The sequence below is a fragment of the Streptomyces lateritius genome, assembly GCF_014649715.1.
GTDB classification, from domain to species: Bacteria; Actinomycetota; Actinomycetes; order Streptomycetales; family Streptomycetaceae; genus Streptomyces; species Streptomyces lateritius.
The window spans coordinates 192,381-217,633 of the sequence record NZ_BMTO01000003.1; the positions used below are offsets into that span (position 1 = coordinate 192,381).

General features: G+C 72.4%; 23 protein-coding genes. 14 read left to right on the forward strand and 9 right to left on the reverse strand.

Going from position 1 to position 25,253, the window contains the following annotated elements; translation table 11 throughout:
* The first annotated feature begins 13 nt into the window (after positions 1–13).
* The 4 genes from IE136_RS07295 (at position 14) to IE136_RS07310 (ending at position 5,202) form a co-directional block, all read left to right on the forward strand.
* Positions 14–439, forward strand: coding sequence for a hypothetical protein (locus IE136_RS07295; RefSeq protein ID WP_229818691.1), 426 nt, complete (start codon positions 14–16; stop codon positions 437–439).
* A gap of 15 nt (positions 440–454) precedes the next feature.
* Positions 455–2,194: a sodium/solute symporter gene (locus IE136_RS07300; RefSeq protein ID WP_158992509.1), complete on the forward strand. Its 1,740-nt coding sequence runs from the start codon at positions 455–457 to the stop codon at positions 2,192–2,194.
* The gene (locus IE136_RS07305; protein WP_189599859.1) at positions 2,191–3,399 is read left to right on the forward strand and encodes a sensor histidine kinase; all 1,209 of its coding nucleotides are present in this window, start codon (positions 2,191–2,193) and stop codon (positions 3,397–3,399) included. Before IE136_RS07300 ends, IE136_RS07305 begins: the two co-directional genes overlap by 4 nt.
* Positions 3,400–3,567: 168 nt before the next feature.
* Positions 3,568–5,202, forward strand: a complete 1,635-nt coding sequence (locus IE136_RS07310; protein WP_189599860.1) for an FAD-dependent monooxygenase — start codon at positions 3,568–3,570, stop codon at positions 5,200–5,202.
* A gap of 3 nt (positions 5,203–5,205) precedes the next feature.
* Here IE136_RS07310 and IE136_RS07315 read toward each other — a convergent pair whose 3' ends face one another.
* From IE136_RS07315 to IE136_RS07325, 3 genes are all read right to left on the reverse strand, one after another.
* Complete coding sequence (locus IE136_RS07315; RefSeq protein WP_158992515.1) at positions 5,206–5,700, reverse strand: hypothetical protein; 495 nt, start codon at positions 5,698–5,700, stop codon at positions 5,206–5,208.
* 193 nt (positions 5,701–5,893) lie between these two features.
* Positions 5,894–6,307, reverse strand: a complete 414-nt coding sequence (locus IE136_RS07320; RefSeq protein ID WP_158992517.1) for a PaaI family thioesterase — start codon at positions 6,305–6,307, stop codon at positions 5,894–5,896.
* Positions 6,308–6,311: 4 nt separating this feature from the next.
* The gene (locus tag IE136_RS07325; RefSeq protein ID WP_158992519.1) at positions 6,312–6,878 is read right to left on the reverse strand and encodes a sigma-70 family RNA polymerase sigma factor; all 567 of its coding nucleotides are present in this window, start codon (positions 6,876–6,878) and stop codon (positions 6,312–6,314) included.
* 268 nt (positions 6,879–7,146) lie between these two features.
* On the opposite strand from IE136_RS07325, the gene IE136_RS07330 reads away from it, so the two are divergent.
* Together IE136_RS07330 and IE136_RS07335 are read left to right on the forward strand one after the other, a co-directional pair.
* Positions 7,147–8,343, forward strand: a complete 1,197-nt coding sequence (locus tag IE136_RS07330) for a CapA family protein (protein ID WP_158992521.1) — start codon at positions 7,147–7,149, stop codon at positions 8,341–8,343.
* Between the two features lie 108 nt (positions 8,344–8,451).
* On the forward strand, positions 8,452–9,306 hold the full coding sequence (locus tag IE136_RS07335) for a polysaccharide deacetylase family protein (RefSeq protein ID WP_189599861.1): 855 nt from the start codon (positions 8,452–8,454) through the stop codon (positions 9,304–9,306).
* 66 nt (positions 9,307–9,372) lie between these two features.
* On the opposite strand, the gene IE136_RS07340 is transcribed toward IE136_RS07335, so the two are convergent.
* Positions 9,373–10,029, reverse strand: coding sequence for a class F sortase (locus tag IE136_RS07340; RefSeq protein ID WP_158992525.1), 657 nt, complete (start codon positions 10,027–10,029; stop codon positions 9,373–9,375).
* A gap of 379 nt (positions 10,030–10,408) precedes the next feature.
* On the opposite strand from IE136_RS07340, the gene IE136_RS07345 reads away from it, so the two are divergent.
* Positions 10,409–10,942 carry a hypothetical protein gene (locus tag IE136_RS07345; protein WP_158992527.1) on the forward strand — a complete coding sequence of 178 codons (534 nt, stop codon included), beginning with the start codon at positions 10,409–10,411 and terminating at the stop codon, positions 10,940–10,942.
* 181 nt (positions 10,943–11,123) lie between these two features.
* On the opposite strand, the gene IE136_RS07350 is transcribed toward IE136_RS07345, so the two are convergent.
* The 3 genes from IE136_RS07350 to IE136_RS07360 all read right to left on the reverse strand — a co-directional run bounded on the left by IE136_RS07350 (position 11,124) and on the right by IE136_RS07360 (position 13,256).
* Positions 11,124–11,702 carry a hypothetical protein gene (locus IE136_RS07350; RefSeq protein ID WP_158992529.1) on the reverse strand — a complete coding sequence of 193 codons (579 nt, stop codon included), beginning with the start codon at positions 11,700–11,702 and terminating at the stop codon, positions 11,124–11,126.
* A gap of 200 nt (positions 11,703–11,902) precedes the next feature.
* Positions 11,903–12,667: a bestrophin-like domain gene (locus IE136_RS07355; RefSeq protein ID WP_189599862.1), complete on the reverse strand. Its 765-nt coding sequence runs from the start codon at positions 12,665–12,667 to the stop codon at positions 11,903–11,905.
* 19 nt (positions 12,668–12,686) lie between these two features.
* Positions 12,687–13,256 (reverse strand): hypothetical protein, encoded by a 570-nt coding sequence (locus IE136_RS07360; RefSeq protein WP_189600040.1) that lies wholly within the window; start codon positions 13,254–13,256, stop codon positions 12,687–12,689.
* Between the two features lie 205 nt (positions 13,257–13,461).
* Between IE136_RS07360 and IE136_RS07365 the strand changes: the two genes are divergently transcribed.
* The 3 genes from IE136_RS07365 (at position 13,462) to IE136_RS07375 (ending at position 17,723) form a co-directional block, all read left to right on the forward strand.
* Positions 13,462–14,481, forward strand: coding sequence for an SCO0930 family lipoprotein (locus IE136_RS07365; protein ID WP_189599863.1), 1,020 nt, complete (start codon positions 13,462–13,464; stop codon positions 14,479–14,481).
* 267 nt (positions 14,482–14,748) lie between these two features.
* Positions 14,749–15,561: an SAM-dependent methyltransferase gene (locus IE136_RS07370; protein WP_189599864.1), complete on the forward strand. Its 813-nt coding sequence runs from the start codon at positions 14,749–14,751 to the stop codon at positions 15,559–15,561.
* Entirely contained in the window at positions 15,558–17,723 is a 2,166-nt protein-coding gene (locus IE136_RS07375; RefSeq protein WP_158992539.1) for a putative bifunctional diguanylate cyclase/phosphodiesterase, read from the forward strand. The genes IE136_RS07370 and IE136_RS07375 overlap by 4 nt, the downstream gene beginning before the upstream one ends.
* Positions 17,724–17,951: 228 nt before the next feature.
* On the opposite strand, the gene IE136_RS07380 is transcribed toward IE136_RS07375, so the two are convergent.
* On the reverse strand, positions 17,952–18,851 hold the full coding sequence (locus tag IE136_RS07380; RefSeq protein WP_189599865.1) for a LysR family transcriptional regulator: 900 nt from the start codon (positions 18,849–18,851) through the stop codon (positions 17,952–17,954).
* A gap of 72 nt (positions 18,852–18,923) precedes the next feature.
* On the opposite strand from IE136_RS07380, the gene IE136_RS07385 reads away from it, so the two are divergent.
* The 4 genes from IE136_RS07385 to IE136_RS07400 all read left to right on the forward strand — a co-directional run bounded on the left by IE136_RS07385 (position 18,924) and on the right by IE136_RS07400 (position 24,092).
* Complete coding sequence (locus IE136_RS07385) at positions 18,924–19,655, forward strand: succinate dehydrogenase (protein WP_189599866.1); 732 nt, start codon at positions 18,924–18,926, stop codon at positions 19,653–19,655.
* Position 19,656: 1 nt separating this feature from the next.
* Positions 19,657–21,603, forward strand: a complete 1,947-nt coding sequence (locus IE136_RS07390; RefSeq protein ID WP_189599867.1) for a fumarate reductase/succinate dehydrogenase flavoprotein subunit — start codon at positions 19,657–19,659, stop codon at positions 21,601–21,603.
* A complete protein-coding gene (locus IE136_RS07395) occupies positions 21,600–22,349 on the forward strand; it encodes a succinate dehydrogenase/fumarate reductase iron-sulfur subunit (RefSeq protein ID WP_158992547.1) in 750 nt (249 codons plus the stop codon). Before IE136_RS07390 ends, IE136_RS07395 begins: the two co-directional genes overlap by 4 nt.
* A gap of 84 nt (positions 22,350–22,433) precedes the next feature.
* The gene (locus tag IE136_RS07400; protein ID WP_189599868.1) at positions 22,434–24,092 is read left to right on the forward strand and encodes a serine/threonine-protein kinase; all 1,659 of its coding nucleotides are present in this window, start codon (positions 22,434–22,436) and stop codon (positions 24,090–24,092) included.
* Positions 24,093–24,192: 100 nt separating this feature from the next.
* Here the strand turns inward: IE136_RS07400 and IE136_RS07405 are convergent, their stop codons facing one another.
* Positions 24,193–25,221: an LLM class flavin-dependent oxidoreductase gene (locus IE136_RS07405; RefSeq protein WP_158992551.1), complete on the reverse strand. Its 1,029-nt coding sequence runs from the start codon at positions 25,219–25,221 to the stop codon at positions 24,193–24,195.
* Positions 25,222–25,253 lie beyond the last annotated feature (32 nt).

Genomic DNA, 25,253 nt, shown 5'->3' on the forward strand with positions numbered 1-25,253 from the left:
GCGAGGTCGACCGATGACGGAGCGGACACCGACGTCCGAGGAACCACCGCCGCGCCGGCCCCGGCGCGAGACCGTCACGCGCGCCTCCGCGCTCCGCGAGAACACCACCGGCCTGCCGCCGGCGCCCCGCGCGGGAACGCCGCGAAGGCCCGGCCATCCGCCCGCCCGCTCCGAGATCAGCGAACAGACCACCCTCGGTCACACCTACGTCCGCTCCCTCATGCGCAGCCAGCTCCGGGCCGCCCTCACGGCGCTCGGCGCGCTCGCCCTGCTCGTCGGGCCGCTGCCCCTGCTGCTCGCGCTGCCCGCGCCCGAGGGCGTCGTCTGGGCGGCACTCGGCGTCGGCGTGTACCCAGTGATCTGGGCCGTCGCCCGCTGGTACGTCCGCCGCGCCGAACGCAACGAGAGCGACTTCACCGGCCTCGTCGAGGGCCGCTGACCGCGGGGACCGGACGTGAACCACACCTACGCGGTGGCCGCCGTCACCGCCGTCGTCCTGGCCACGGTGCTCATCGGCGCCCTCGGCCTGCGCATATCCCGCACCACCTCCGACTTCTACGTCGCCTCCCGCACGGCCGGGCCCGGCCTCAACGCCGCCGCCATCAGCGGCGAGTACCTCTCGGCGGCCTCGTTCCTCGGCATCGCCGGACTCGTCCTCGTCCAGGGCCCCGACATGCTCTGGTACCCCGTCGGCTACACCGCCGGGTATCTGGTCCTGCTCGTCCTGGTCGCGGCCCCACTGCGCCGCTCGGGGGCGTACACCCTCTCCGACTTCGCCGAGGCCCGGCTCGAATCGCCGCCCGCCCGCCGGCTCGCCAGCCTCTTCGTCGTCGGGATCGGCTGGCTGTACCTCCTCCCGCAGCTCCAAGGCGCGGGACTCACCCTGCAGATCCTCACCGGAGCCCCCGACTGGGTCGGCGGGCTGCTCGTCGCCGTCGTCGTCACCGGCATCGTCGCCGCGGGCGGCATGCGCAGCATCACCTTCGTCCAGGCGTTCCAGTACTGGCTGAAACTCACCGCCCTGCTGGTGCCCGCGCTCTTCCTGGCCGCCGCGTGGTCCGGCGACGGCGCGCCCCGGGTCCGCTTCGACGCCCCGGCCGTCTTCCGCGAGCACACCGTCGTCCGCGTCGCCGACACCGTACGGATCGAGGTCGACGCCCCGCTCACGCTCACCGTCACCGGCCGGGTCGACACCGTCCCGTACGAGGAGCGGACCGTCACCCTCGACCGGGGCACGCACCGCGTCGAGGGCGGCAGCACGCTCGCCTTCCCCGAGGGAGCCGCCGTCCCCGCGCGGGCCTCCACCGGGGCAGATCCCCTCGGCTGGTCGCAGCCGCTGGCCGGCGGGCGTGACGGCCACCAGCTGTACGCGACGTACGGACTGATCCTCGCCACCTTCCTCGGCACCATGGGGCTGCCGCACGTGGCCGTCCGCTTCTACACCAGCCCGCACGGCCGCGCCGCCCGCCGTACGACGCTCGTCGTGCTCGGCCTCGTCGGCGCGTTCTACCTGCTGCCGCCGGTGTACGGAGCGCTCGGCCGGATCTACGCTCCCGAACTGGCCCTCACCGGAGCCGCCGACGCCGCCGTGCTCGTCCTGCCGGACCGGATGCTCGGCGGCGTGCTCGGCGATCTGCTGGGCGCGCTCCTCGCGGGCGGGGCGTTCGCCGCCTTCCTCTCCACCGCCTCCGGACTGACCATGTCGGTCGCCGGTGTGCTCACCCAGGACGTGCTTCCCTCCCGGGGCGTACGGCACTTCCGCCTCGCCACCCTGCTGTCCACAGCCGTCCCGCTGACCGCGGGGATCGTCGCCTCGAAGGTGCCCGTCGCGGACGCCGTCGGTCTCGCCTTCGCCGTCTCCGCCTCCTCGTTCTGCCCGCTGCTCGTCCTCGGCATCTGGTGGCGGCGGCTCACCCCTCCCGGCGCCATGGCCGGGCTGCTGCTCGGGGGCGGCTGCGCCCTCACGGCGGTGATGGTGACGCGGGCCGGGCTGCCGGCCGAGGGATGGCCGCACACGCTGCTGGCCTGGCCCGCGGTCTGGTCGGTTCCGCTGGGCTTCCTGGCCATGATCCTCGTCTCGCTGGCCACGCCCCGGCACATCCCGGCCGGAACACCCGCCCTGTTGGCCCGGCTGCACCTGCCGGAGGAGCTCAGCGGCCGGCCCCCCGCCCCGCGGGAAGGGGCGGACCGATGAGTGGGATCGCGCTCGCGGCCGCGACCGCGGTGGGGGCCGTGCTGCTGGTGGCGGGATTCGCCCTGGGGCGGCTCGCGGCCCGCCGCGGGGCCCGCACCGCCGACCTCGACCTCGGCACCCCGGTCGAGCGGGCCACCTTCCACACCTTGCACACCGCCTCGCTCGCGGCCCCGCCGCTGCGCGCCGGCCTCACCGAGGAGACCGCGCGCAAGGCCGCCCGGCGGCTGCGCCCGCTGCTGGGGACGGAGGCGCTCTGTCTCACCGACCGCTCCGCCGTCCTCGCCTGGGACGGGCCGGGTGAAGGGCACCACCGGGACCACGTCATGGAACAGGTCGCCGAGATCCTCGACTCGGGCCGCAGCCGCTCCACGCACAGCGGGTGCGCCGACGTGGACTGCCCGCTGCGCTGGGCGGTGATCGCCCCGCTCACCGGCGAGGACGGTGTCCTCGGCGCGCTGGTGGCCTACGGCTCGCGGGAATCGGCGGTTCTGGTGCGGGCCGCGACCGAAGTCGCCCGTTGGGTCTCCGTACAGCTGGAACTGGCCGAGCTCGACCGCTCGCGGACCCGGATCGTCGAGGCGGAGATCCGCGCCCTGCGCGCCCAGATCTCGCCGCACTTCATCTTCAACTCCCTCGCCGCCATCGCCTCCTTCGTCCGTACCGACCCCGAACGGGCGCGGGAACTCCTGCTGGAGTTCGCCGACTTCACCCGCTACTCCTTCCGCAGGCACGGCGAGTTCGCGCAGCTCGCCGACGAACTGCGCGCGATCGAGCAGTACCTGGCGCTCGCCGGCGCCCGCTTCGGCGACCGGCTCAAGGTCACCCTGCAGATCGCGCCCGAGGTGCTGCCGGTGACCCTCCCCTTCCTCTGCCTCCAGCCGCTGGTGGAGAACGCCGTGAAGCACGGTCTGGAGGACAGCGTGAACGCCTGCCGGGTCACGATCGCGGCCCGGGACGCGGGGGCGGAGGCGGTCGTGACCATCGAGGACGACGGCGTGGGCATGGACCCGGCCGAGCTGCGCGCGATCCTCGCCGGGGAACGCCCCACCGGCTCCGGTATCGGCCTGTCCAACGTCGACGAACGGCTGCGCCAGGTGTACGGGGCGGAGCACGGCCTCGTCATCGAGACCGGCCTCAGCGCGGGCATGAAGGTGACGGTCCGGATCCCCAAGTACCGGGCGGGCGTCCACCGGGGGACCCCCTAGGTGTATTGATCACGAGCGTTGTCAACAGTGCTTGCCCTGCGGGCAGACGGCGCTACCTTCCGGACACGGCCTAGGAGGCCTGGCGCACGCCGCTCCGTTCGACGCCCGCGCGCCGCCGGGTGACGATGGGATGGGACCGGTCCGGGGGCCGGGCACTGGGAGGCACCCGTGGCGCACACCCACAGCACCGACGTACTGATCGCGGGGGCCGGGCCCGTCGGGCTGAGCGCGGCCGCGGAGCTCCGTCGGCAGGGGGTGGGCTGCCGCCTTGTTGACCGGCTGCCCGCCCGCCTCCCGTACGCCAAGGCGGTCGGCGTCCAGCCGCGCACCCTGGAGATCTGGGACCGGATGGGCCTCGCCCGTACGGTCCTGGAGGCCGCCACTCCGCTGCTCGGCCAGCTGATCTACGTCAACGGCCGGGAGCAGGCGCCGCTCGACATGGCGCTGCCGCCCGATGTGCCCTACACGTTCGCGGCTCTGCCGCAGTACGAGACCGAGCGCCTCCTCGAGGAGTACGTCGCCGGCCTGGGAACGGTGATCGAGCGGGGCACGGAGCTGCTGTCGTTCAGCCAGGACGCGGAGGGGGTCACCGCCCGGCTGCGCACCGCGTCCGGCGTCGAGGAGGAGCTGCGCACCCGCTACCTGGTCGGCTGCGACGGAGCGCACAGTACCGTCCGCAAGGGCCTCGGCCTCTCCTACGAAGGCGGGGCCTTCCCCAAGGAGTACATGCTGGGCGATGTCGAGACCGACTGGGAACTGCCGCACGGGTACGGCGTACGGTCCAGCCATCGCGCCGAGGACGGCTCCGCCGACGAGGTGCTGGTCTGCGTCCCGCTGCCCGGTCCGAACCGCTACCGCATGTCGATGACGGTCCCGCCCGAGCTCTCCACGGCGGCGAACGGCCAGGGGCCCGCCCGGGGCGACCGGGTGGCGCACGGCCCGGAGGGAGGTCACGGACCGGAGCTGGCCCACCTCCAGGCCGTGGTCGACCGCCTGGCGCCGGTGCCCACGCGTCTCTCCGGGCTGCGGTGGTCCTCCGTCTTCCGCATCAGCCACCGCATCGTCGACCGCTACGCCGACGGGCGCGTCTTCGTCGCGGGTGACGCCGCCCACATCCACCCGCCCACGGGCGCCCAGGGCATGAACACCGGCATTCAGGACGCCTGCAACCTGGCCTGGAAGCTCGCCCTCGTCCTCCGGGGCGAGACGGGGCCCGCTCTGCTGGCCAGTTACGACGCCGAACGCCGCCCGGTCGGTGAGGAGGTCGTCGGACGGACCGTCCGGCACGCCACCCAGGGCATCGCGGCCGACCCCGACGACCCGCGGACCCTCGTGCTCCGCGAGGCCCAGCTGCTGGTCGGCTACCGGGGCGGCCCGCTGGCCGGCGCCCCGTACGGGCCGGTCGACGCGCCCCAGCCAGGTGACCGGGCACCGGACTGCGCCGGGCTGACCGTACCCATGGCGACCTATCCGTGGCGCCTGCTCGACATCCTGCGGGGCCGGGCCGGACATGTGGTGCTGTTGTACGCGGCAGACAGCGGCGCCCTGGCCGAGGCCGCCCGGACGACCGGACTGCCGACGGTCGCCGTCCGCGCGCGCGAGGCGCCGGCCACCGGCGCCGGCACTCCGGGCGTTCCGGAATACCGCGACTCCGCGGGGGAGTTCGCCCGGCTCTACCGTCCCGACGGCTCGACCGGCTTCGTCGTACGGCCGGACGGGCAGCTCGGTGCCCGCTTCCCTCTGGACCGCACGGCGCCCGCCCTGTCCGACTACCGCACGGCTCTGTCGGCGCCCCCGGTCTGAACGTCAGTACAGATGCAGGGCCAGATGGCCGAGGGGGAGGCCCAACCGCCAGGCCGGCAGCCACACTTGCGCCGACTCGTCCACGGGGAGGCCGGTCGCGGCCGACGGGATCCCGCCGAGGTCGGCGGCCCGCAGCTGCGTCGAACGGAGCCGGCGCCAGGTCTCTTGTGCCATGGCCAGGTCGGGGCTCTCCTCGCCCGCGTGGACCCGCTCGTCGAGCCGCTCGCGGACCCAGCGCGGCCACGGGCGGTCGTGGGCGGTGCGGGAGATCCACTCGTCGAGCCGGCCCGTGGCGCGTGTGCCGGAGGAGGCGTCCGCGCCCTCGCAGAGATGGATGGTGAGCGCCAGCGTCTGCCGGCCGGCCCGGTACTCGAGCGAGCCGGGCGGGACCAGGCAGCTCGCGCGCAGCAGATCGTCCGCCGTGAACTCGGCACAGAGCCAGGCCATCGGGACGGCGAGCCCGCCTCCACTGGTGCCGTTCGTACTCTCGGGCAGCAACGCTCCCACCTTCTCCCGGACGTGTTGGTCGGCGACCCCGACCACGAGCCTCCACCGAGAAGGACGGGCGTGGGACGCTCTTTACTCAACTCGCCCGTGTGGTTTCGGATACGTTCCCCCGCCGGATCGGTGCTGGTGGGAGGTGTGGGATCCGTGGGAGAGGTGGGGGATCCGGGACCCGGGAGGGGCGGACTCAGCCGAGCAGCGCGTACACCGCCGTCGCGTGGGCGGCCGTCTCGTGCGTGCCGTCGGCCGCCATCGTGATGTCCGCGAAGGCCATCCGCTTCCCCGTCTTGGTCAGCCGCGCCCGGACGAGGACGTCCACACCGAGGACGGCGCGCTGGAAGCTGATCGACTGCTGGACCGTCGTCATCGGGACGAAGCCGCCGCGGGCCGCGGCGACAGCGATCACGGTGGCCGTGTCGGCGGCGGCCATCAGGGCCTGGCCGCTGAGCCCGCCGCCCTCGCGGGCCAGCCGTTCGGACCAGGGCAGACGCAGGACCGCCTCCGGCCCGTCGAGGGAGACCACCGAGAGCCCCAGGTCGAGCACCCACGGGGCGAAGTTGTCGGAGAGGACCTTTTCCGCGGCGGCGAGAGTCAGCGTCACGCGGTCATTGTGCGGCCACGGCCCGTGACCCGGCAACGCCCCCGTGCCGGGGCCGGTAGCCCGGCAGGCAGCGCCCGAGCTGCCGGAGCGCGTAGTGGGAGCGCGACTTGACGGTGCCGGCCGGTATGCCGAGGTCGGCGGCGGCCTCGTTGACGGTCAGTCCGTGGAAGTACAGCCGGACCAGGACCGCGCGGTGCTCGGGGCTCAGTTCCCGTACGGCCGCGCGAACATCGAGCGCGGCGACCGCGGACTCCGTGGCGTCGGCCGGGTCGGGGGTGGCGGCGAGCACTCCGTCGCCGATCTCGGTGGGCCGGGCGAGCCGGGAGCGGCGGGCGTCGATGGCGAGGCGGCGCGCCACCGTGAACAGCCAGGGCCGCATCGACTCGTAGGGGCCGTCGAACGCCTCCGGGTGGAGCCAGGCCCGTACGAGCGTCTCCTGGACCAGGTCCTCGGCACGCTGCTGGTCGCCGTAGGTCAGACCCAGCAGGAAGCCGAACAGCGCGGGGCCGTGGTCACGCTGCAGCTTCGCCAGGGCCCGTTCGTCGGTCGTCGTCGCTGTCGCCGTCGCCATGCTCCACACCTCTCCTGTCTCCTGCCGGCTCCTCGTCCCACGGGCGTATACGAACGCATGCGGGCGGCGAGGGACAGAGAACGCGCAACGGTGTGCGACGAGCGGTCGCACCGAGCGGCGAATGGTGCGGCGAACGGTCAGGCAGAGACCATGCGTCCGTTTCGGCGGGGTTTGTATCTCTTGCGGCTTTGTTTCTTGACTGCGGCTTATATCCGGCCATGAATTCTCTGGACAGATGTTCATCCGATGAATCACGCGGAGCCGGCTGATGATGCAGCGCACGAGACAGGGGGCGATGGCCTTCGCCGCCGCCCTGCTCACGGCGGCGACCGGCTGTGCCGGCGTCGTCGACACTCCCGAGGCCGCGCCGTCGCGGAAGGTTCCCGCCCGCCCCGCCGCCCCCTCGGCGGCCGGCGGCGGAGCCTCCGCCCTGACCGGCTTCACCCTCGTCGCCTCCGGCGACGTCCTGCCGCACGCCTCCATCATCCGTCGCGCCGCCGAGGAAGCGGGCGGTAGCGGATACGACTTCCGCCCCATGCTCTCCGGGGTCAAGAGCGTCGTCTCCCGCGCCGACCTGGCGATCTGCCACATGGAGACCGTCTACGGGCAGGAGGGCGGCCCCTACACGGGCTACCCCGCCTTCAAGTCACCCCCCGAGATCGCCACCGCGCTCAAGGAGACCGGGTACGACTCCTGCTCCACCGCCTCCAACCACACCCTGGACGACGGCGCCGCCGGCCTCGGCCGCACCCTCGACGCGCTCGACAAGGCGGGCGTCCGTCACGCCGGATCGGCCCGCACCGCCGAGGAGGCCGCCACCCCCACCCTGCTGAAGGCGGGCGGAGCGACGGTCGCCCAGCTCGCCTACACGTACGACACCAACGGCTATCCGTTGCCGGCCGGGCAGCCGTGGGCGGTCAACCTCCTCGACGAACAGAAGATCATCGCCGACGCCCGGGCCGCCCGGAAGGCCGGCGCCGACGTCGTCGTGGTCAGTGTCCACTGGGGCACGGAGTGGCAGACCGCCCCCGACGAACGTCAGCTCACCCTCGGCAGGTCCCTCACGGCCTCGCAGACCGACGGCCGGCCCGACATCGATCTGATCCTCGGCACCCACGCCCATGTCCCGCAGGCCTACGAGAAGGTCAACGGCACCTGGATCATCTACGGCATGGGCGACCAGATCGCCGGCGACATGATCAACCACGCGGGCGCGTTCGACCCGCGCGGCAACCAGGGCACCCTCGGCCGCTTCACCTTCGCCCCGCCCAAGGCTCCGGGCGCGCGCTGGGAGGTGACCGCGGCCGAGTTCCTCCCGCAGTGGTTCGACACCGGCCGCGGCCGGGTCGTCAACCTCAACGCCGCCATCAAGGCGGGCGAACCCCTCACCGCCGTACGCGACACGATCCGTGACGTCGTCCTGGCGCGCGGCGCGGCCGGGGACGGCCTGGTCATGGGGGAGTAGCCGGTAGCCCGGCTATCGGCTCATCGGGTGTTTTCGGACAGACGGCCGGTGTGGGTGAGGGGCTGAGGCCTTCGGCCATGCGAGCCATTAGTCATGAAAAATGATGAGATGCCCCCAGGGCGCCGAGCGGTGCTGCGCATCGCCGCCGCCCTGGGGGCCACAGCCACGGTCGGCGTCCTCACGGCCGACCGCTTCGGTACGACGGACAGGGCCGCTCCCACGGGCGGCGGGGGCGGCCCGGGCGGCGGCGAGAGCGGGGGTCCGGCATCGGGTCCGCAGGCCCGCGCCCGGCTCAAGCCCTCCTCGTACCGGCTCCAGCCCATGACGGCCTACGCGCCCCCCGCCTTCCGGAAGGCGCTCCCGCCGGTCCGGCAACGGCCCTTCCTGAAGATGTCGGGGGTCGGCCGCTCGATGGTGCTCACCTTCGACGACGGGCCCGACCCCCGCTACACCCCGGCGATCCTCGCGACCTTGCGCCGCCACGGCTGCCGGGCGATGTTCTTCGTCTGCGGCGAGATGGCGGTCGAGAACCAGGACCTTGTCCGGGAGATGGCCGCCGACGGGCACGTGGTCGGCAACCACTCCTGGTCCCATCCGCTGATCCCCAAGCTGCGCCCCTCACGCATCCGGGAGGAGCTCGGCTCGACCAGTGACCTCGTCGAGAAGATCCTCGGCTCCGCACCGCTCTGGTACCGCGCCCCGTTCGGAGCATGGAACCGGCACTCCTTCGAGATCGGCGCCGAGCTGGGCATGGAGCCGCTCGCCTGGACCGTCGACACCCTCGACTGGAAGGAGCCCGGCACCGACAGCATCGTCCGCAGGGTCCTGGACGGGGCCGCGCCCGGAGTCGTGGTGCTCTCGCACGACGCGGGCGGCAACCGCGCGCAGAGCGTGGCCGCGCTGGGGCGCTACCTGCCCGAACTCCTCGACGCCGGCTACAGCATCACCGTCCCACGGCGCTGAACGCGTTCACGTACGGCGAGGCCCCCGGCACTCGGCGCCGGGGGCCTCTCGCCCTGCGCGGTGTCCTCAGCGGGAGCCGACCATGCGCGCGTAGACGACGACGTTGCCGTCGTAGCCGTGCGCCCGTGAGTAGCCGCCGCCGCAGGTGATGACCCGGAGTTCGGGTTCTCCGGTGTCGCCGTAGACCTGGACGCCGGGGAAGTTGCTCTTGGAGTACACCTCGACGCCGTAGATCTCGAAGACGGCGACCCGGCCGTCGTACCGCTCCACCTCGATGTGCTGACCCTTGTCCAGCGAGCCGAGGCCGTAGAAGACCGCGGGGCCCGCCGCGTTGTCGACATGGCCGACGACGACGGCCGTGCCGCGCTGCCCGGGCGCGATGCCGTTCTGGTACCAGCCCGCCAGGTTGGGGTCCTCCGGCGGCGGCGCAGCGATCCAGCCGTTCTCGTCCAGACCCACGTCCATGATGGGGGCGGCGACCCTGATGGACGGGATCTTGATCCGCGAGGCGGGGGCGTGGGGCAGGGGCTCCAGGCCGGTGGGGACGGGCGGAGCCCCGGTCGGACGGGTGTCGGGAGCAGCGGCGGCCGCGGGCTGCGGCGGGCCCATCTCCACGTCGACTCCATTGCGCACCATCGCCAGGCCGGACAGCATGACGAGAGCCAGGACGCCCCACGGTTGGCGTCTTCTGGGCTCAAAGACGCTGAAGTCCTTGGGGCTCATGGTTCTCCCTTCGTGGCGTCGTCAGAACGGTAAGGGGGGCGGGCCGGACCGGCGATCAGGGAAAGGCGAACGGGTGGCGGGCGCGCCGAGGCCGTGCGAAGACCGTCCGGTGCGCACCGGGAGCTCAGTGGTACCTCAGGGCGGGCCGGGTGACGAGAACGATGACCCATACGAGTAATCATCAGATAAGCATCCTGACGGGCTGTGACCTGCGGCTCCGTCAGATTCACCGGTCCATTCCCCGGCGTGTCGCCTCACCGGGGTGGACCAGTGCCGAGGTGCGGAGGTTGCCCGCACTTGTGATGGTTCGTCATGGAAGGCGTACTCGTCGAATTTCCCGGGGCACCGCTTTGGGGCGTCTTCCACTGGAGGTTCAACCATGCGTGCTGCACGCACTCTGGCGGTGGCCGCCACCGCTATCGCGGCGGTCGGGCTCGCGGCCCCCCTCGCCGCCGCCACCAACGGTCCCAGCACTGTCACTGTCGGCTCCTCCGCGGTCCAGCGGGGAGGCGACGGCTCTCACAACGTCACCGTCACCCCTTCCGCGGTCCACCAGGGGTCGACCCTCACGATCACCGTCAAGGGCTGCGCCGGGGGCACCGTCTCATCCGCCGCCTTCCCGACCGTCTCCCTTTCGGCGCCCTTCGGCGGTGTCTCCAGCGCCGTCGCCCGCATCCACAACAACGCCACGCTCGGTGAGCACACCCTGACCGTCCACTGCACCAGCCCCAACCGGGTGTTCACCCAGCGCTTCCGGGTGCTGGCCGGCCAGGGCTCGGCGGGCGGCATCGGCGGTTCGCTCGCACCGAGCTCCACCGAGATGGCCGTCGGCGGCTCGCTCGTCGCCGCCGCCGCGCTGGGCGGCGGCATGTTCATCGTGCGCCGGCGCCGTATGAGCGGCGGAACGGCCTGACCGGCCGAACCTCCCGGTCGGCCGTACAAGCCCGTCGCCCCCGAATCCTGTGAGGTCAGGATTCGGGGGCGACGGGCTTGCCGTGGTGCTCGTGGGCTCGTGGGGCTTGGCGGTTCGTGGAGCTTGTCGGTTCGTGGGGCAGCTTGTCGGTTCGGTCGGGGGCGGGCGCCCGCCCCCGACGTCAGTGACGCCGGCCCCGGTCGAGGTTCGACCGGCGCCGCAGGACGAGGACGAGGCCGGTGGTGGCGGTGATGACGAGGCCGGTACCGGCCGCCAGCGTCCACGCCTCGACGCCGCCGACCGAGCCGCCCAGGCCGCCCTGTACGCCCCGCGGAGGGGTGAGGACGGTGGACGTGGCGGTCGGACTCGTCGGGCTCGCGGTGGTGCCGCTGATGGTCAGGTTGACGGTGTCCGTGACGCCGCCGGTGCAGTTGAAGTTGACCGTGTAGACGGCACCCCGCCTGGCGTCCCAGTCCACCACGGCGGTGGCCGAGGAGCCCGGGGCGATGGTGACGGTGTCGAAGACGCCCGACGACGCGGTCGCCGTACTGCGGCAGCCGGGGGCGCTGAGCGTCACCCGTCCGCCCGGTGCGACCAGCGAGGGTGAGACGACGAAGTCGCCCGGCGCCTTCGCCCGCGCGGCCTGGGGGCCTTGTGGGTGGGGTGCGGGGGCGCCGTCCGCCGCGCCGGCGACGGGAACGGCCAGGGCGAGGGCGGCCGCCCCCAGCAGGGCAGTGGACGCGGCACGTATCGCGCGCATGGAAACCTCCGGGTCCCCGAGGAGCAGCTGCGGAAGGGGTTTCCGCATAGGTCATGACATGCCCCTCGATGCCCGAAACGCTAGAAGCCCCCTATCACAGCCGCGATCCCAGGCGCGCGAATGGGGCACCGGTGTCCCCCGGGTGGCCCATACGCGCGCCGCGCACCCTGCCCTCACCCCTGCTCACCGCCGTCCCGGCCTCACTCCGTGAGCTGCGGGAAGAGGTCGGTGAACGGTGTGGCCGTCGCCGAGATCCCGCGCCCGAACGGCGCGTCGAAGTCCCAGATGAGGAAGAGCAGGAAGGCGATGAGCGCGCTGAACAGGCCCGCGAGCAGCAGTTCACGTCCGGTACGCCGGATCTGCAGGGTGAAGACGAGGCCGACGGTCACCAGCGCGCCGATGATCAGGCCGAACCACACCACGCCCGGCATCGTCGCCCCCGCGCTCTGGCCCCGGGCGTTCCGGGCGTCGTCCGCCGCCGCGACCTGGTCGACCAGGGGCTGGTAGGCCTGTCCCTCGTGGTCGTCGGCCGGCTGGTAGTCGGTCACCCCGCGGCGCACCCGCTGGAGGAGGTCGGTGCCCTGCTCGCTGAGCTCGCCCTTCTCCGACATGTGGCGCCACTCGTCGTCGACGACGTACGCCACGTACGCCTCGACGTCGGCGCGGATGCGGGCGCGGACGTCGGCCGGGTACACCTCGACCCGCTCCGAGATCTCGTGCAGCGCCTGGGCCTCCTGACGCACGGTCTCCTGGGCGGCGCTGCGAGCCTCCCAGACGCCGGCGATGGCGAGGCCGAGGACGATCGCGTACACCACACCGATCATCATCGTCATGTACTCCATGACATCGGGGGTCTCGCTGGGATCGTCGTCGTCGGGGATCCTCCGGTGGTTGATGACGACGATGGTGAGGACGACGGCGCACGCGGCGGCCATCGCGATGGTCAGGACAAGCCATTCCGACATGGTTTCCTCCGGCGGGGGCTCAGCGGGAGCGGGGGCGCAGAAGCGCGGTCGCGAGCACCGCGGGAGCGGTGACCAGCAGCGTCAGGGACACGAGCGAGGGGCCGCTCTCGGGTTCGGGCCGAGTGGCCCGGCGGTAGGCGGGCAGGGCGACGGGGGTGGCGGCCGGCGGTCGCGGGCGTACGGACGGTGTGGGCGGCGGGGCGGGCGGCGCCGGCCGGGGCGGTGCCGGTGCCGGTGCCGGTGCGGGTGGTGGCGGGGCGGGCTTCGCCGGGCGCGGCGGATCCGGACGTACGGGGGGCGGTTCGGGCGCGGGGGCGGGCGGCGGCACCGGCTTCGGCACCGGCTTGGGCACCGGCTTGGGTGTCGGCTTGGGTGTCGTCGGCCGCGGCGCGGGTTCCGGGGGTGGGGGAGGAGTCGGCGTGGGCGAGCACGCGCCCGGTCCGACGACCGCGACCGAGGTGTTCGAGCCGCCGGACCCGGTCGTGGCATAGGCGCAGGCGTCGGCGGCGGCGGGCGCCGGTGCGGCGAGCAGCCACAGCAGCGCGGCGGCCGCCAGTGGCCGCGCGAGGAGCGATCCGTACAGAGACACGCCGAAGAGCTTGATCACAATCCGGGCGCCCCACGCCGTGAACGGCCCGGATTCCCCGGATGGAGGGGTTCTTCGGGAGCGCTGGATTGACGTTCCTGCGGAAATTTCTCGGCGCTCGTTGAGCACGGCACCCCCACGCCCCGTATCCAATGCCGGGAAGGCGCCCGACGCCGCTCCAACAAGCCATGAAGCAAGAGGAGTCGACATGAAGACCTGGGGGAACGCGGCACTCGCGCTGACGGCCGCCGCCGTGCTCGCGCTGACGACGGCGTGCGGTCAGGAGAAGGGCGAGTCGTCGCTCGGCGGCCAGCCGGCGGGCGCGGCGAAGCCGGCCGGAGCGCCCGCGGAGAACGCCTACGGCTCCGACGGATACCCGTCCGGGGGCTACGGATCCGGCGGTGCCGGCGGTGCCGCCGAGCCCGCCGGGCAGCTCGTGGCCGCCGACACCAAGACGCTCGGGAAGGTGGTCACCGACAGCAAGGGTTTCACCCTCTACCGCTTCGACAAGGACTCCGCCGACCCGCCGCGCGCCACCTGCGAGGGCACGTGTGCCGACGCGTGGCCCGTCGTCAGCCCCTCGGGCGCCAAGCCGCCGGCCGGCGTCGACCCCGCGCTGCTCGGCGAGGTGACCCGGGCGGACGGCAGCAAGCAACTCACCCTCGACGGCTGGCCGATGTACCGGTACGCCAAGGACACCAAGCCCGGGGACATCAACGGCCAGGGCGTCGGCGGCACCTGGTTCGCCGCGGCCCCCGACGGGAAGAAGGCGGCACCGGCCTCCGGCGGCGCGGCGGAGGAGGGCGCCGAGGAGGAGGGCGCCGAGGGTGAAGGCGCCGGCGGTGGCGACGACTCCACCGAGGAGGCCGCCGGCCTCTCCGTGCGCAAGGACCCCGAACTCGGTGACATCGTGGTCGATTCGCGCGGAATGACGGTATACCGCTTCAAGAAGGATTCGGCCTGGCCGATGAAGACGGCCTGTGTCGGCCCCTGCCTGGAGAAGTGGCCGGTTGTCGCCCCTGTCGACAAGAACGACACCGAGGGCATCAGCACGAAGGGATACGTCACCTTCAGCCGGCCCGACGGCATCAAGCAGCAGACCATCGACTGCTGGCCGCTCTACACCTTCGCCGGCGACAAGGCGCCCGGTGACACCAACGGCCAAGGTGTGGGCGGTACCTGGTACGCCGTCTCCCCCGAGGGAAAGCTGGTCGGAGCGCCCAAGTAGTCCCCCGCGCCGCGCTTCCGGCCGGCCGGCCCGCCGTCACCTCCTCGCGTGACGGCGGGCCGGCGCACGTCCATATGCACGTGAATTTGCACGGGCTGAAGGCGTGATCTCGGCGTTCTCGGCGCACGTGCCAATGGCGTGTGACCAAGAACGGACCGCTAATTTCCGTTTCTACTCGCTCTCCCGGCGGGCGATCAGTAGCCTCGGCTCGAACACCGGCCGCGAACACATGGCCGCATCCCCCGTGGCGACTTGTTGGAGACATTGATGGAGCGTCCCGCCTGGGCTCCGCCGGGTATCGATATTTCGGTTCCGAGCGTGTCCCGTATGTACGACTTCTATCTGGGCGGCTCGCACAATTTCGAGGTGGACCGGGAAGCGGCCCGCAAGGCCATGGAGTTCATGCCGGGACTGCCCAAGATCATGCAGGCGAACCGTGCCTTCATGCGTCGCGCCGTACGTTTCGCCGTCGACAACGGCATCACCCAGTTCCTCGACATCGGCTCCGGGATACCGACGTTCGGCAATGTCCACGAGGTCGCCCAGGCCGCCTGTCCCGAGGCGCGCGTGGTGTACGTCGACCACGACCCGGTGGCCGTGGCCCACAGCCGCGCCGTCCTGGAGGGCAACGACCACGCCACCGTCCTCTCGGCCGACCTCCGCAAGCCGCAGCAGCTCCTCAGCAGCCCCGAGGTGACCTCCTTCCTCGACCTCGACCGGCCGGTGGCGCTGCTGCTCGTCGCGGTGCTGCACTTCCTGGAGGACGAGGACGAACCCCAAGCCGCCGTCGCCGAACTCCTCGATGCTCTCGCGCCCGGCAGCCTGGTCATCCTCACCCACGCCTCCTACGAGGGCATCCCGCTGACGGAGGAAGAGGCCGGCGGCACGGTCGCGGTCTACCGCAACATCCGCAACCCCCTCGTCATGCGCTCCCACACCGAGATCGCCCGCTTCTTCGACGGCTGCGAAATGGTCGAGCCGGGGCTCGTGTCCATGCCCCGCTGGCGTCCGGACGTTCCGCTCGAGGAGGAGGATCCGTACGCCTTCTCGGGCTTCGCAGGGGTGGGGCGCAAGGCGTGAAGGTGCCGTCGCAGTCGTCCGGTTCGGACGCGGAACCGGACGGCCTCGAGGACAGACTCAGGCGGTTCGCGACCATCTGGAGCCGGGCGATCTTCCCGGTGACCGCCACCTCGCTGACCCGGGCCGAGTTCGAGCAGCATCTCCTGCCGCTCGCCCGCCGGTTGCGGGACGCGCTGCACGGCCGGCCGTTCGACACGGCGGTCGCGCACCGCACCGGCGCCGCGCTGGTGGCCGCGCACGTCACGGACCCGGACGCCCTCAGCCGGACCCTCGGCGTCGTCGACTCGTACCTCGTGCTGTACTGCGGCAGTGAGCAGGAGCATCCCGCCGAGGAACTGCGGGCCCGCTGCTCGCGGTTGCAGCACGCCATGGCCGCCGGCTTCACCCAGGCCCTGCGCGAACGGACCCTCGCCGAACAGGAGTCCATAGCCCGCTCCGCGTTCGCCGCCCGCAGCGCCGCCGAGCTCGCGCTGCACGCCACCGAGACCCGCTTCCGCGCGGTCTTCGAGGGCGCGGCGATCGGCATCGGCATCGCCGACCTCGACGGCAACATCCTGGAGGTCAACGAGACCCTGACCCGGATGTTCGGCGGCCTGGAGCACCACGTCCGCAGCCGCAACGTCCGGGACTGGTCGCACCCCGAGGACGCCCCGCACGTGTGGAAGCTCTACGGCGAGCTGGTTCGCGGCGAGCGCGAGCACTACCGCGTCGAGAAGCCGTACTACCGGGGCGACGGCACGGTCCTGTGGACCAACCTCACCGTCTCACTGCTGCGCGACGCCGAGGGCCTCCCGCAGTACCAGCTGGCGCTGATGGAGGACACCACGGAGCGGCGGCTGCTCAACCTGCGGCTGCGCTACGAGGCGACCCACGACGCGCTGACCGGACTGCCGAACCGCACGCTGTTCTTCGAGCGCCTGGAGAAGGCGCTCTCCCAGCCCGAGGGCGCCCGCTTCGGACTCTGCTACCTCGACCTCGACGGCTTCAAGGCCATCAACGACAGCCTCGGCCACGCCGCCGGCGACCGGCTGCTCGTCGAGGTCGCCGACCGGCTCCAGAGCTGCGCCACCGCCCCCGGGGAGATGGTGGCCCGGCTCGGCGGCGACGAGTTCGTCGCCCTCACCACCGGCCCCGGCACCGAGCGGAACGTGGTCGACCTGGCGAACCGCATCCTCACCACGCTCTCCGTGCCCGTACGGATCGACGGCCGTGAACTGCCCGTGCGGGGCAGTATCGGCGTCGTCGAGGGGCCGACGGGGGAGCGCACCCCGGCCGAGGTGCTGCGCAGCGCCGACATCACCATGTACCGGGCCAAGTCGGCCGGAGGCAACCGCTTCGAGTTCGCCGACGCGGAGGCCGACGCGCGCGCGATCACACGGCACGGGCTCACCACCGCGCTGCCGGCCGCGCTGGAGCGCGGCGAGTTCTTCATCGAGTACCAGCCGCTGGTGCATCTCGGGGACGGCAGCGTGCACGGTGCGGAGGCGCTCGTACGGTGGTGCCATCCGCAGCACGGGGTGCTGGGGCCCGACCGCTTCATACCGCTCGCGGAGAACACCGGCCTGATCGTCCCGCTGGGGCGCTGGGTGCTCCAGGAGGCGGTACGCCAGGCCCGCTTCTGGCAGACGCGGCACTCCGACGGCGGCCCCCTGCGGATCAACGTCAACCTCTCGCCGACGCAGCTGCACCACCCGCGTCTGGTGGCCGACACGGTCGACGTCCTGGAGCGCTCGGGGCTGGAACCGGGAGCACTCTGCCTGGAGGTGACCGAGTCGGCGCTGATCGGCGCGGACGACGACCTGCTGAAGCCGCTGCGGCAGCTCGCCGAGATGGGGGTGGACATCGCCCTGGACGACTTCGGCACGGGCTACTCGAACCTCGCCAACCTGCGCCGCCTGCCGGTGAGCGTCCTCAAGCTCGACCGGTCCTTCACGCAGGGCATGCAGCAGCACCCGGCGGACCCGGTCGACCTCAAGATCGTCGAGGGCATCGTCTCGCTGGCGCACAGCTTGGAACTGGCGGTGACGGTGGAGGGCGTGGAGACGGGTGCGCAGGCGCAGCAGCTGAGGGACCTGGGCTGCGACACGGCTCAGGGCTGGTACTACGCCCGCCCGGGCGCCCCGGACCGCATCCACTCCCTGGTCCTGGCAGACGCGGTGTAGGAACTGGGGGCTCCCGGCGCCCCCGTTGTGGGCATTCGGTCAACTGGGCGGAACGGGTGGGCACACGGGACGGCGCCCCTGCCGGACCCGGGCTCCCGGTCCGTAGGTCACCACAGGTGCGCCGCCGTCGCGGAACAGCTGCCCACAACGGCGTGGGGTGAGCGCGAGCGGAGGCCGGGGGCAGCGCCGCGCCGGCGGGACGGGGGCCGCGACGGACGGGGGCGGCGGTCAGGACGCGTCCGGTGGGGTGGGACGGGTGCGGAGCAGCAAACGCTGGAGTTCGCGGGCAGCGCGGGGCGGGGCCACGTCGCTGCGGTGTGCCAGCGCGATCGTCCGCCGCAGCCCCGGCCGCGCCAGCGCCGTGACCCGCAGGTCACGGCCCGCCCGGGCCGCGACCATGGCCGGTACGACGGCGACCCCCAGACCCGCCCGTACGAAGCCCAGGACGGCGTCCATCTCGCCGCCCTCCACCGTGAACGAGGGCTCGAAGCCCTCCGCACGGCACGCCGCCACCGTCAGCTCCCGCAGGTCGTAGCCGTGCCGGAACATCACCAGCGGCTGGTCCCGCAGGTCCGCGATCCGCACCGGCCGCCGGGGCGCGGGCGCCCCCGAGCTCGACACCACCACCAGGTCCTCCCGCAGCAGCTCCACCGTCGTGAGCGCCGGTGACGGCGTCGGCAGCGGCAGCACCACCAGCGCCAGATCGAGAGCGCCCCGCGCCAGCTCCCGCACGAGATCGTGGGAGCCGCTCTCCTCGATCTGCAGCCGGATCCCCGGATGAAGATCGTGAAAGGCGCGGAGCACGTCCGGCAGCAGGCCCGTGCACAGGCTCGGCGTCGCGCCCAGCCGCACTCGCCCCCGCCGCAGTTGCACCAGCTCCTGCACCTCCTGCCGGGCCGTGTCCGTGTCGGCGAGGATCCGCCGGGCGAGCGGCAGCAGCGCCTCGCCGGCGTCGGTGAGCGCGATGTTCCCCCGGGCCCGGCTGAACAGCTCCGCCCCCAGCTCCTGCTCCAGGGCGCGGATCTGCTGCGAGAGCGAGGGCTGCGACACATGGACCCGTTCCGCGGCCCGGGTGAAGTGGCGGGTCTCGGCCACCGCGACGAAGTAGAGAAGCTGCTGGAACTGCATAGGCTCAGCCTATCGAGATGAGCCGAACCATGTCTTGGACCTCTCGGCCCCTCCGCCCCTAGCGTCGACCGCATGGCTCTGGCAACGAAGACGACGACGGACCGGGGGACCGGTCGACCACCGTCCCCGCCGCGCTCGCGCACCTTCTGGGGATCCACGATCGGCAAGAAGACGGTCATGGCCGTCAGCGGCCTCCTCATGCTCGGCTACCTCGTCGCCCACGTCATGGGCAACCTCAAGGTCTTCTTCGGCCCGGAGGAGTTCAACGCGTACGGCCACTGGCTGCGCACCATGGGCGCCCCGGTCCTGCACCACTCCTGGGCCCTCTGGCTCGTCCGGATCGTGCTGCTCGCCGCCGTCGTCGCCCACGCCGTCTCCGCGTACCAGCTCAGCCGGCGCGACATCAGGGCCCGCCCCACCGCGTACGCCCACCGGCGCAAGCGCTCCTCCTACGCCACTCGCACCATGCGCTGGGGCGGTGTCGTCGTCGCCCTCTTCATCGTCTGGCACATCCTCGACCTGACCACCGGCACCGCGCACCCCGGCGGCTTCCAGGAGGGACACCCGTACCAGAACGTCGTGGACACCTTCTCCACCTGGTACGGCAACGTGATCTACATCGTCGCCATGCTCGCCGTCGGCCTGCACGTCCGCCACGGCTTCTGGAGCGCCGCCCAGACCCTCGGCGTCGGCAACGCCCGCCGGGAACGACTTCTCAAGACCCTCGCCAACGGTCTGGCCCTCGTCCTGACCGTCGGCTTCGTCTCCGTGCCCGTCGCCGTCATGACCGGAGTGGTGAGCTGACATGAGTTTCCTCGACTACGAGGTCGGCGCCCCCGTCGTCGACCACAAGGCCCCCGGTGGGCCGGTCGCCGAGCGCTGGGACACCCGCCGCTTCCAGGCCAGGCTGGTCAACCCCGCCAACCGCCGCAAGCACACCGTCATCGTCGTCGGCACCGGCCTCGCCGGCGGCTCTGCCGGCGCCACCCTCGCCGAACAGGGCTACCACGTCGTCCAGTTCTGCTACCAGGACTCCCCGCGCCGCGCCCACTCCATCGCGGCGCAAGGCGGCATCAACGCCGCGAAGAACTACCGCAACGACGGCGACTCCGTCCACCGCCTCTTCTACGACACCGTCAAGGGCGGCGACTTCCGTGCCCGCGAGTCCAACGTCCACCGCCTGGCGCAGATCTCGGTCGAGATCATCGACCAGTGCGTCGCCCAGGGCGTGCCCTTCGCCCGCGAGTACGGCGGACTGCTCGACACCCGCTCCTTCGGCGGCGTCCAGGTCTCCCGCACGTTCTACGCCCGCGGCCAGACGGGCCAGCAGCTCCTCCTCGGCGCGTACCAGGCGCTGTCCCGGCAGATCGCCGCGGGCAACGTCGAACTGCACGCCCGCACCGAGATGCTCGACCTGATCGTGGTCGACGGACGGGCCCGCGGCATCGTCGCCCGTGACCTGATCACCGGCGCGATCTCCACCCACTACGCGGACGCGGTGGTCCTGGCGAGCGGCGGCTACGGCAACGTGTTCTATCTGTCGACCAACGCGATGAACTCCAACGCCACCGCGGTCTGGCGCGCCCACCGGCGCGGAGCGTACTTCGCCAACCCCTGCTTCACCCAGATCCACCCCACCTGCATCCCGCGCACCGGTGACCACCAGTCCAAACTGACGCTGATGAGCGAGTCGCTGCGCAACGACGGCCGTATCTGGGTCCCCAAGGCGAAGGGCGACACCCGGCCGGCGGCCGAAATCCCCGAGGACGAGCGCGACTACTACCTGGAGCGGATCTACCCCTCCTTCGGCAACCTCGTCCCCCGGGACATCGCCTCCCGCGCCGCCAAGAACGTCTGCGACGAGGGACGCGGTGTCGGCCCGGGCGGCCAGGGCGTCTACCTCGACTTCGCGGACGCCATCCGGCGGATGGGCCGCAGGGCGGTCGAGGAGAAGTACGGCAACCTCTTCGACATGTACGAGCGGATCACCGCCGAGAACCCGTACGAGGTGCCGATGCGGATCTACCCCGCCGTGCACTACACGATGGGCGGACTCTGGGTCGACTACGACCTCCAGACCACCGTGCCGGGCCTGTTCGCCATCGGCGAGGCCAACTTCTCCGACCACGGGGCCAACCGCCTCGGCGCCTCCGCGCTCATGCAGGGCCTCGCCGACGGATACTTCGTCCTGCCGTCCACGATCAACGACTACCTGGCCCGGCATCCCTCCAGCGAGCCGCTCGACGACCGGCACCCCGTGGTCCGCGAGGTGCTGGCCGAGACCGAGGACAGGCTCAACCTGCTCCTCGCGGTGGACGGCGACCGGACGCCCGACTCCTTCCACCGCGAACTCGGTGAACTCATGTGGGAGTTCTGCGGCATGGCCCGCACCGACGAGGGACTACGCAAGGCGCTCGACCGCATTCCGCGGATCCGCGAGGAGTTCTGGCGCCGGATCAAGGTCCCCGGCACCGGCGAGGAGTTCAACCAGTCGCTGGAGAAGGCCAACCGGATCGTCGACTACCTGGAACTGGCCGAGCTGATGTGCCTCGACGCCCTGCACCGGGCGGAGTCCTGCGGCGGCCACTTCCGCGAGGAGTCCCAGACCCCGGACGGCGAGGCCGCCCGGCGCGACGAGGAGTTCTCGTACGCCGCGGCCTGGGAATTCCGGGGCACCGGCGACGCCCCCGTCCTGCACAAGGAAGACCTCGTCTTCAAGTACGTCCACCCCACCCAGCGGAGCTACGCATGAAGCTCACCCTGCGCGTCTGGCGCCAGAAGAACGCCGACGCCGACGGCGCCCTGTCCACGTACGAGGTGGACGGCATCTCCTCCGACATGTCCTTCCTGGAGATGCTCGACACCCTCAACGAGGAACTCATCCTGCGCGGTGAGGACCCGGTCGCCTTCGACCACGACTGCCGCGAGGGCATCTGCGGCGCCTGCAGCCTGGTCATCAACGGCGACGCCCACGGCCCCGAGCGGACGACGACCTGCCAGCTCCACATGCGGTCCTTCCGCGACGGCGACACGATCGACGTCGAACCCTGGCGCGCCGCCGCCTTCCCGGTCGTCAAGGACCTGGTCGTCGACCGCTCCGCCTTCGACCGCATCATCCAGGCGGGCGGCTACATCAGCGCCCCCACCGGCGCGGCCCCCGAGGCCCACGCCACCCCGGTCCCGAAGGCCGACGCCGACTTCGCCTTCGAGCACGCCGAATGCATCGGCTGCGGCGCGTGCGTGGCGGCCTGCCCCAACGGCTCGGCGATGCTCTTCACCTCCGCCAAGATCAACCATCTCAATGTGCTGCCGCAAGGCGCGCCCGAGCGGGAGACCCGGGTTCTCGACATGGTGGGGCAGATGGACGCGGAGGGCTTCGGCGGCTGCACGCTGACGGGGGAGTGCGCGACGGCCTGCCCGAAGGGCATCCCGCTCCCCTCGATCGCGGCCATGAACAAGGAGTGGCTGCGGGCCCAGCGCAAGTCCGCCCGCAGGTAGGGACGTTGCGTCCTCCGCTCTATACTTCCTGTGCTCTACCGGTGGGTCTGGCAGGGACACGGGGGAAGCATGGCGGAGGGTTCGGTGTCGCCGGTTCTGGACATCCTGAGGGTGGTCGGGCCGGCATTGGCGCTGAGAGTGATGATGCTGCCGCTGCTGGTCAAAGCTCAGCAGGCCGTACGACGCCAGGCGTTGGCGGACCCGGCCACGCCGCCGCGGTCGGTACCCGGTGCGGTCGTGGGGGAGCTGGCGCTGGGAGTGGCCGGAGGCGTCGGCCTGTGGCTCCTGTTGCGCTCCGACGTCCTCAACACGTTCCACTTCCTGGGGCGCCCGGTCGCACTCGAGACCGGGGGGCGGTTGTCGGACCACTACGGTTACGCCCTCGGAGTGGCCTGGTTCCTCTACGTCGTCACCCTCATCCTGACATCGGTGGTCTTTCCCGTGCTGTGGGCCCGAACCCAGCGCACCCTGCTGACCACGGGTGTGTCCGGTGAATCGTGGACCTCGACCCCCGCGGGGCGGTTCCGGCTGAGGGGCCTGGTTGCCGTCCGTATCGCGCTGGGACTCCTTCTGCCCGTGGGTCTCGCCCTGGCGGCCGTCGTGTGCCAGGCGGTCGCGTACGGGGTGAGCCGCAGGTACCGGCACGGGGCCGAGGTCCCGGACGGCGGCGCTCCGGCGCCAGTCCTCCAGGCCCCCGCGGGCCAGGCTCCCGTCGGGCGGACCCCCATCGAGCAGGCCCTCGCCGACGCGCCGACCGCCGGGCCGGGGCCGGTCCGGACCGCCGCGCCCATGCCGACGCGGCCCGACCCGGTCGCCGGTGCCGTGCCGCACATCGCCCATCAGCGGCTCCGCCCGGGCGAACCGTCGACGATCGGCGGCTACCATCTCCTCGGCCGCATCGGAGCCGGTGGGATGGGGACGGTCTACCTCGCCCGGCGCGAAGGAGCGGCGACGCAGGTCGCCTTGAAGACCATCAACCCCGAACTCCTGGACGACGCCGATCTGTTGCGCCGCTTCCAGCGCGAGGCGGAGGCACTGTCCATGGTCTCCGGCGCCTACACGGCACGCGTCCTGGACTTTGGGATCGACGCCGGACGGCCTTACCTCGCCATGGAGTTGCTGGACGGACGTCCCCTGGACGTACACCTGCGGGAGCAGGGGCCGATCCGTACCCCCGCGGCGCTGCGGGCGATGGCACTCGCGCTGGCGGTGGCACTGTCCGGAGTCCACCGGCTCGGTCTCGTCCACCGCGACCTCAAGCCCGCCAACATCATGCTGACCTCGGCCGGGCCCCGTCTGCTCGACTTCGGCATCGCCGACCTGGTCGACGGCACCCGGCTCACCCGCACCGGCGCCGGGCCCGGAACCCTGACGTACATGGCGCCGGAGCAGTTCGGCGAGGACCGGGCCGGTCCGGCCGCCGACGTGTGGGCATGGGCCTGCTGTGTGGTCTGCGCGGCGTACGGCGCCAGCCCGTTCGCGGCGACCGCGCCCGGCGCGGTGATCCGACGGATCGTGGACGGCGCTCCCGAGCCGGCCGCGCTGGCGGCGGTGCACTCCCTCGACCCGGAGCTCGCGGCCGCCGTCGCACGGGCGCTGACCGCCGACCCGGCCGCCCGCCCGGCGGACGGCGCGGCCCTGGTGGAGCTGCTGACGTCCCACGGGAACCCGCACCACGAACCGACGCGGGTGGACGCCGTCCGCGAGGAGATCACCCGCGGCTGGCGCACCCTGGCCCTCTGACCGCCCTCTGACGGCGCTCCCGCCCGGACCCGCCCGGCGGTCGCCGTCCGGGCGACCTGCCGCCGGTCAGGCGGCGGCCCTCGCACGCGGTCGGCAGAGGTCAGCCCTCGGCGTCCGCCGGCCCGGCCGTGCCCGCGACGCGGGCGAGCCTGCGGTACGAGTCGAGCAGGGCGGCACGGTCGTACGTGCTGGTCGTGACCAGCACCTCCTGCGCCCCGCTCTCCTTCACCACCCGCTCCAGCGCCTCACCGACCTGCTCCTCCGTCCCGTACACGTGCCCGCGCAGCCCCGACTCGAAGAAGCCGCGCTGCTTTTCCGTCATCGTCAGCTCCTCGACGCGCTCTGCGGGCATCAGCGGCGGGAACACGCCCCGCGTACGGGAGTACGCGAGTGACCACGCCTCCGGGATCAGCAGCCGCCGGGCCGCCTCCTCGCTCCCGGCCACGGCGACCGTGCCCGACACGACGACGTACGGCTCGCGGGCCCAGGCCGAGGGGCGAAAAGCGGAACGGTAGGCATCGATCGCGCTCAGCATCCGCTCGCGGCCCCGCAGATCACCGACGACGAGCGGCAGCCCCGCGGCGGCGGCGATCGAGGCACCCTCGCCGATGGCGAGGACGTACGCGGGGACCCGCAAACCCTCGGCCGGCCGGGCGTGGACCTGCGGGTGGGCGGTCTGCGTGCCCGTGAACCAGCCGAGCAGCTCCGTCAGCTGTTCCCCGAACCGCTCGGCGTCGTCCTTGTCCCGGCCCAGCGCCCGGCGGATCCCGTCGGTGAAGCCGACCGAACGGCCGAGACCCATGTCGATCCGCCCCGGAAACAGCGACTCCAGCACACCGAACTGCTCGGCGACCACCATCGGCTGGTGGTTGGGGAGCATCACCCCGCCGGTGCCCACCCGGATGGCGGAGGTCGCGCCGGCGACCGCGGCCGCCAGGACGGTCGGCGCCGACCCGGCCACACCGGGCACGCTGTGGTGCTCCGAGACCCAGAACCGGTGGTATCCGAGCTCCTCCACCCGCTGCGCGAGCCGCACCGTGTCGCGCAGCGCCTGGGAGCCGTCCTCACCCTCGCGGGTCCGGGAGCGGTCGAGGACGGAGAAGCGGATGCCGTCGGAAGAAAGGGTCACGCCCGGTTCAACGCCCCGGCGCGCGGAGGATT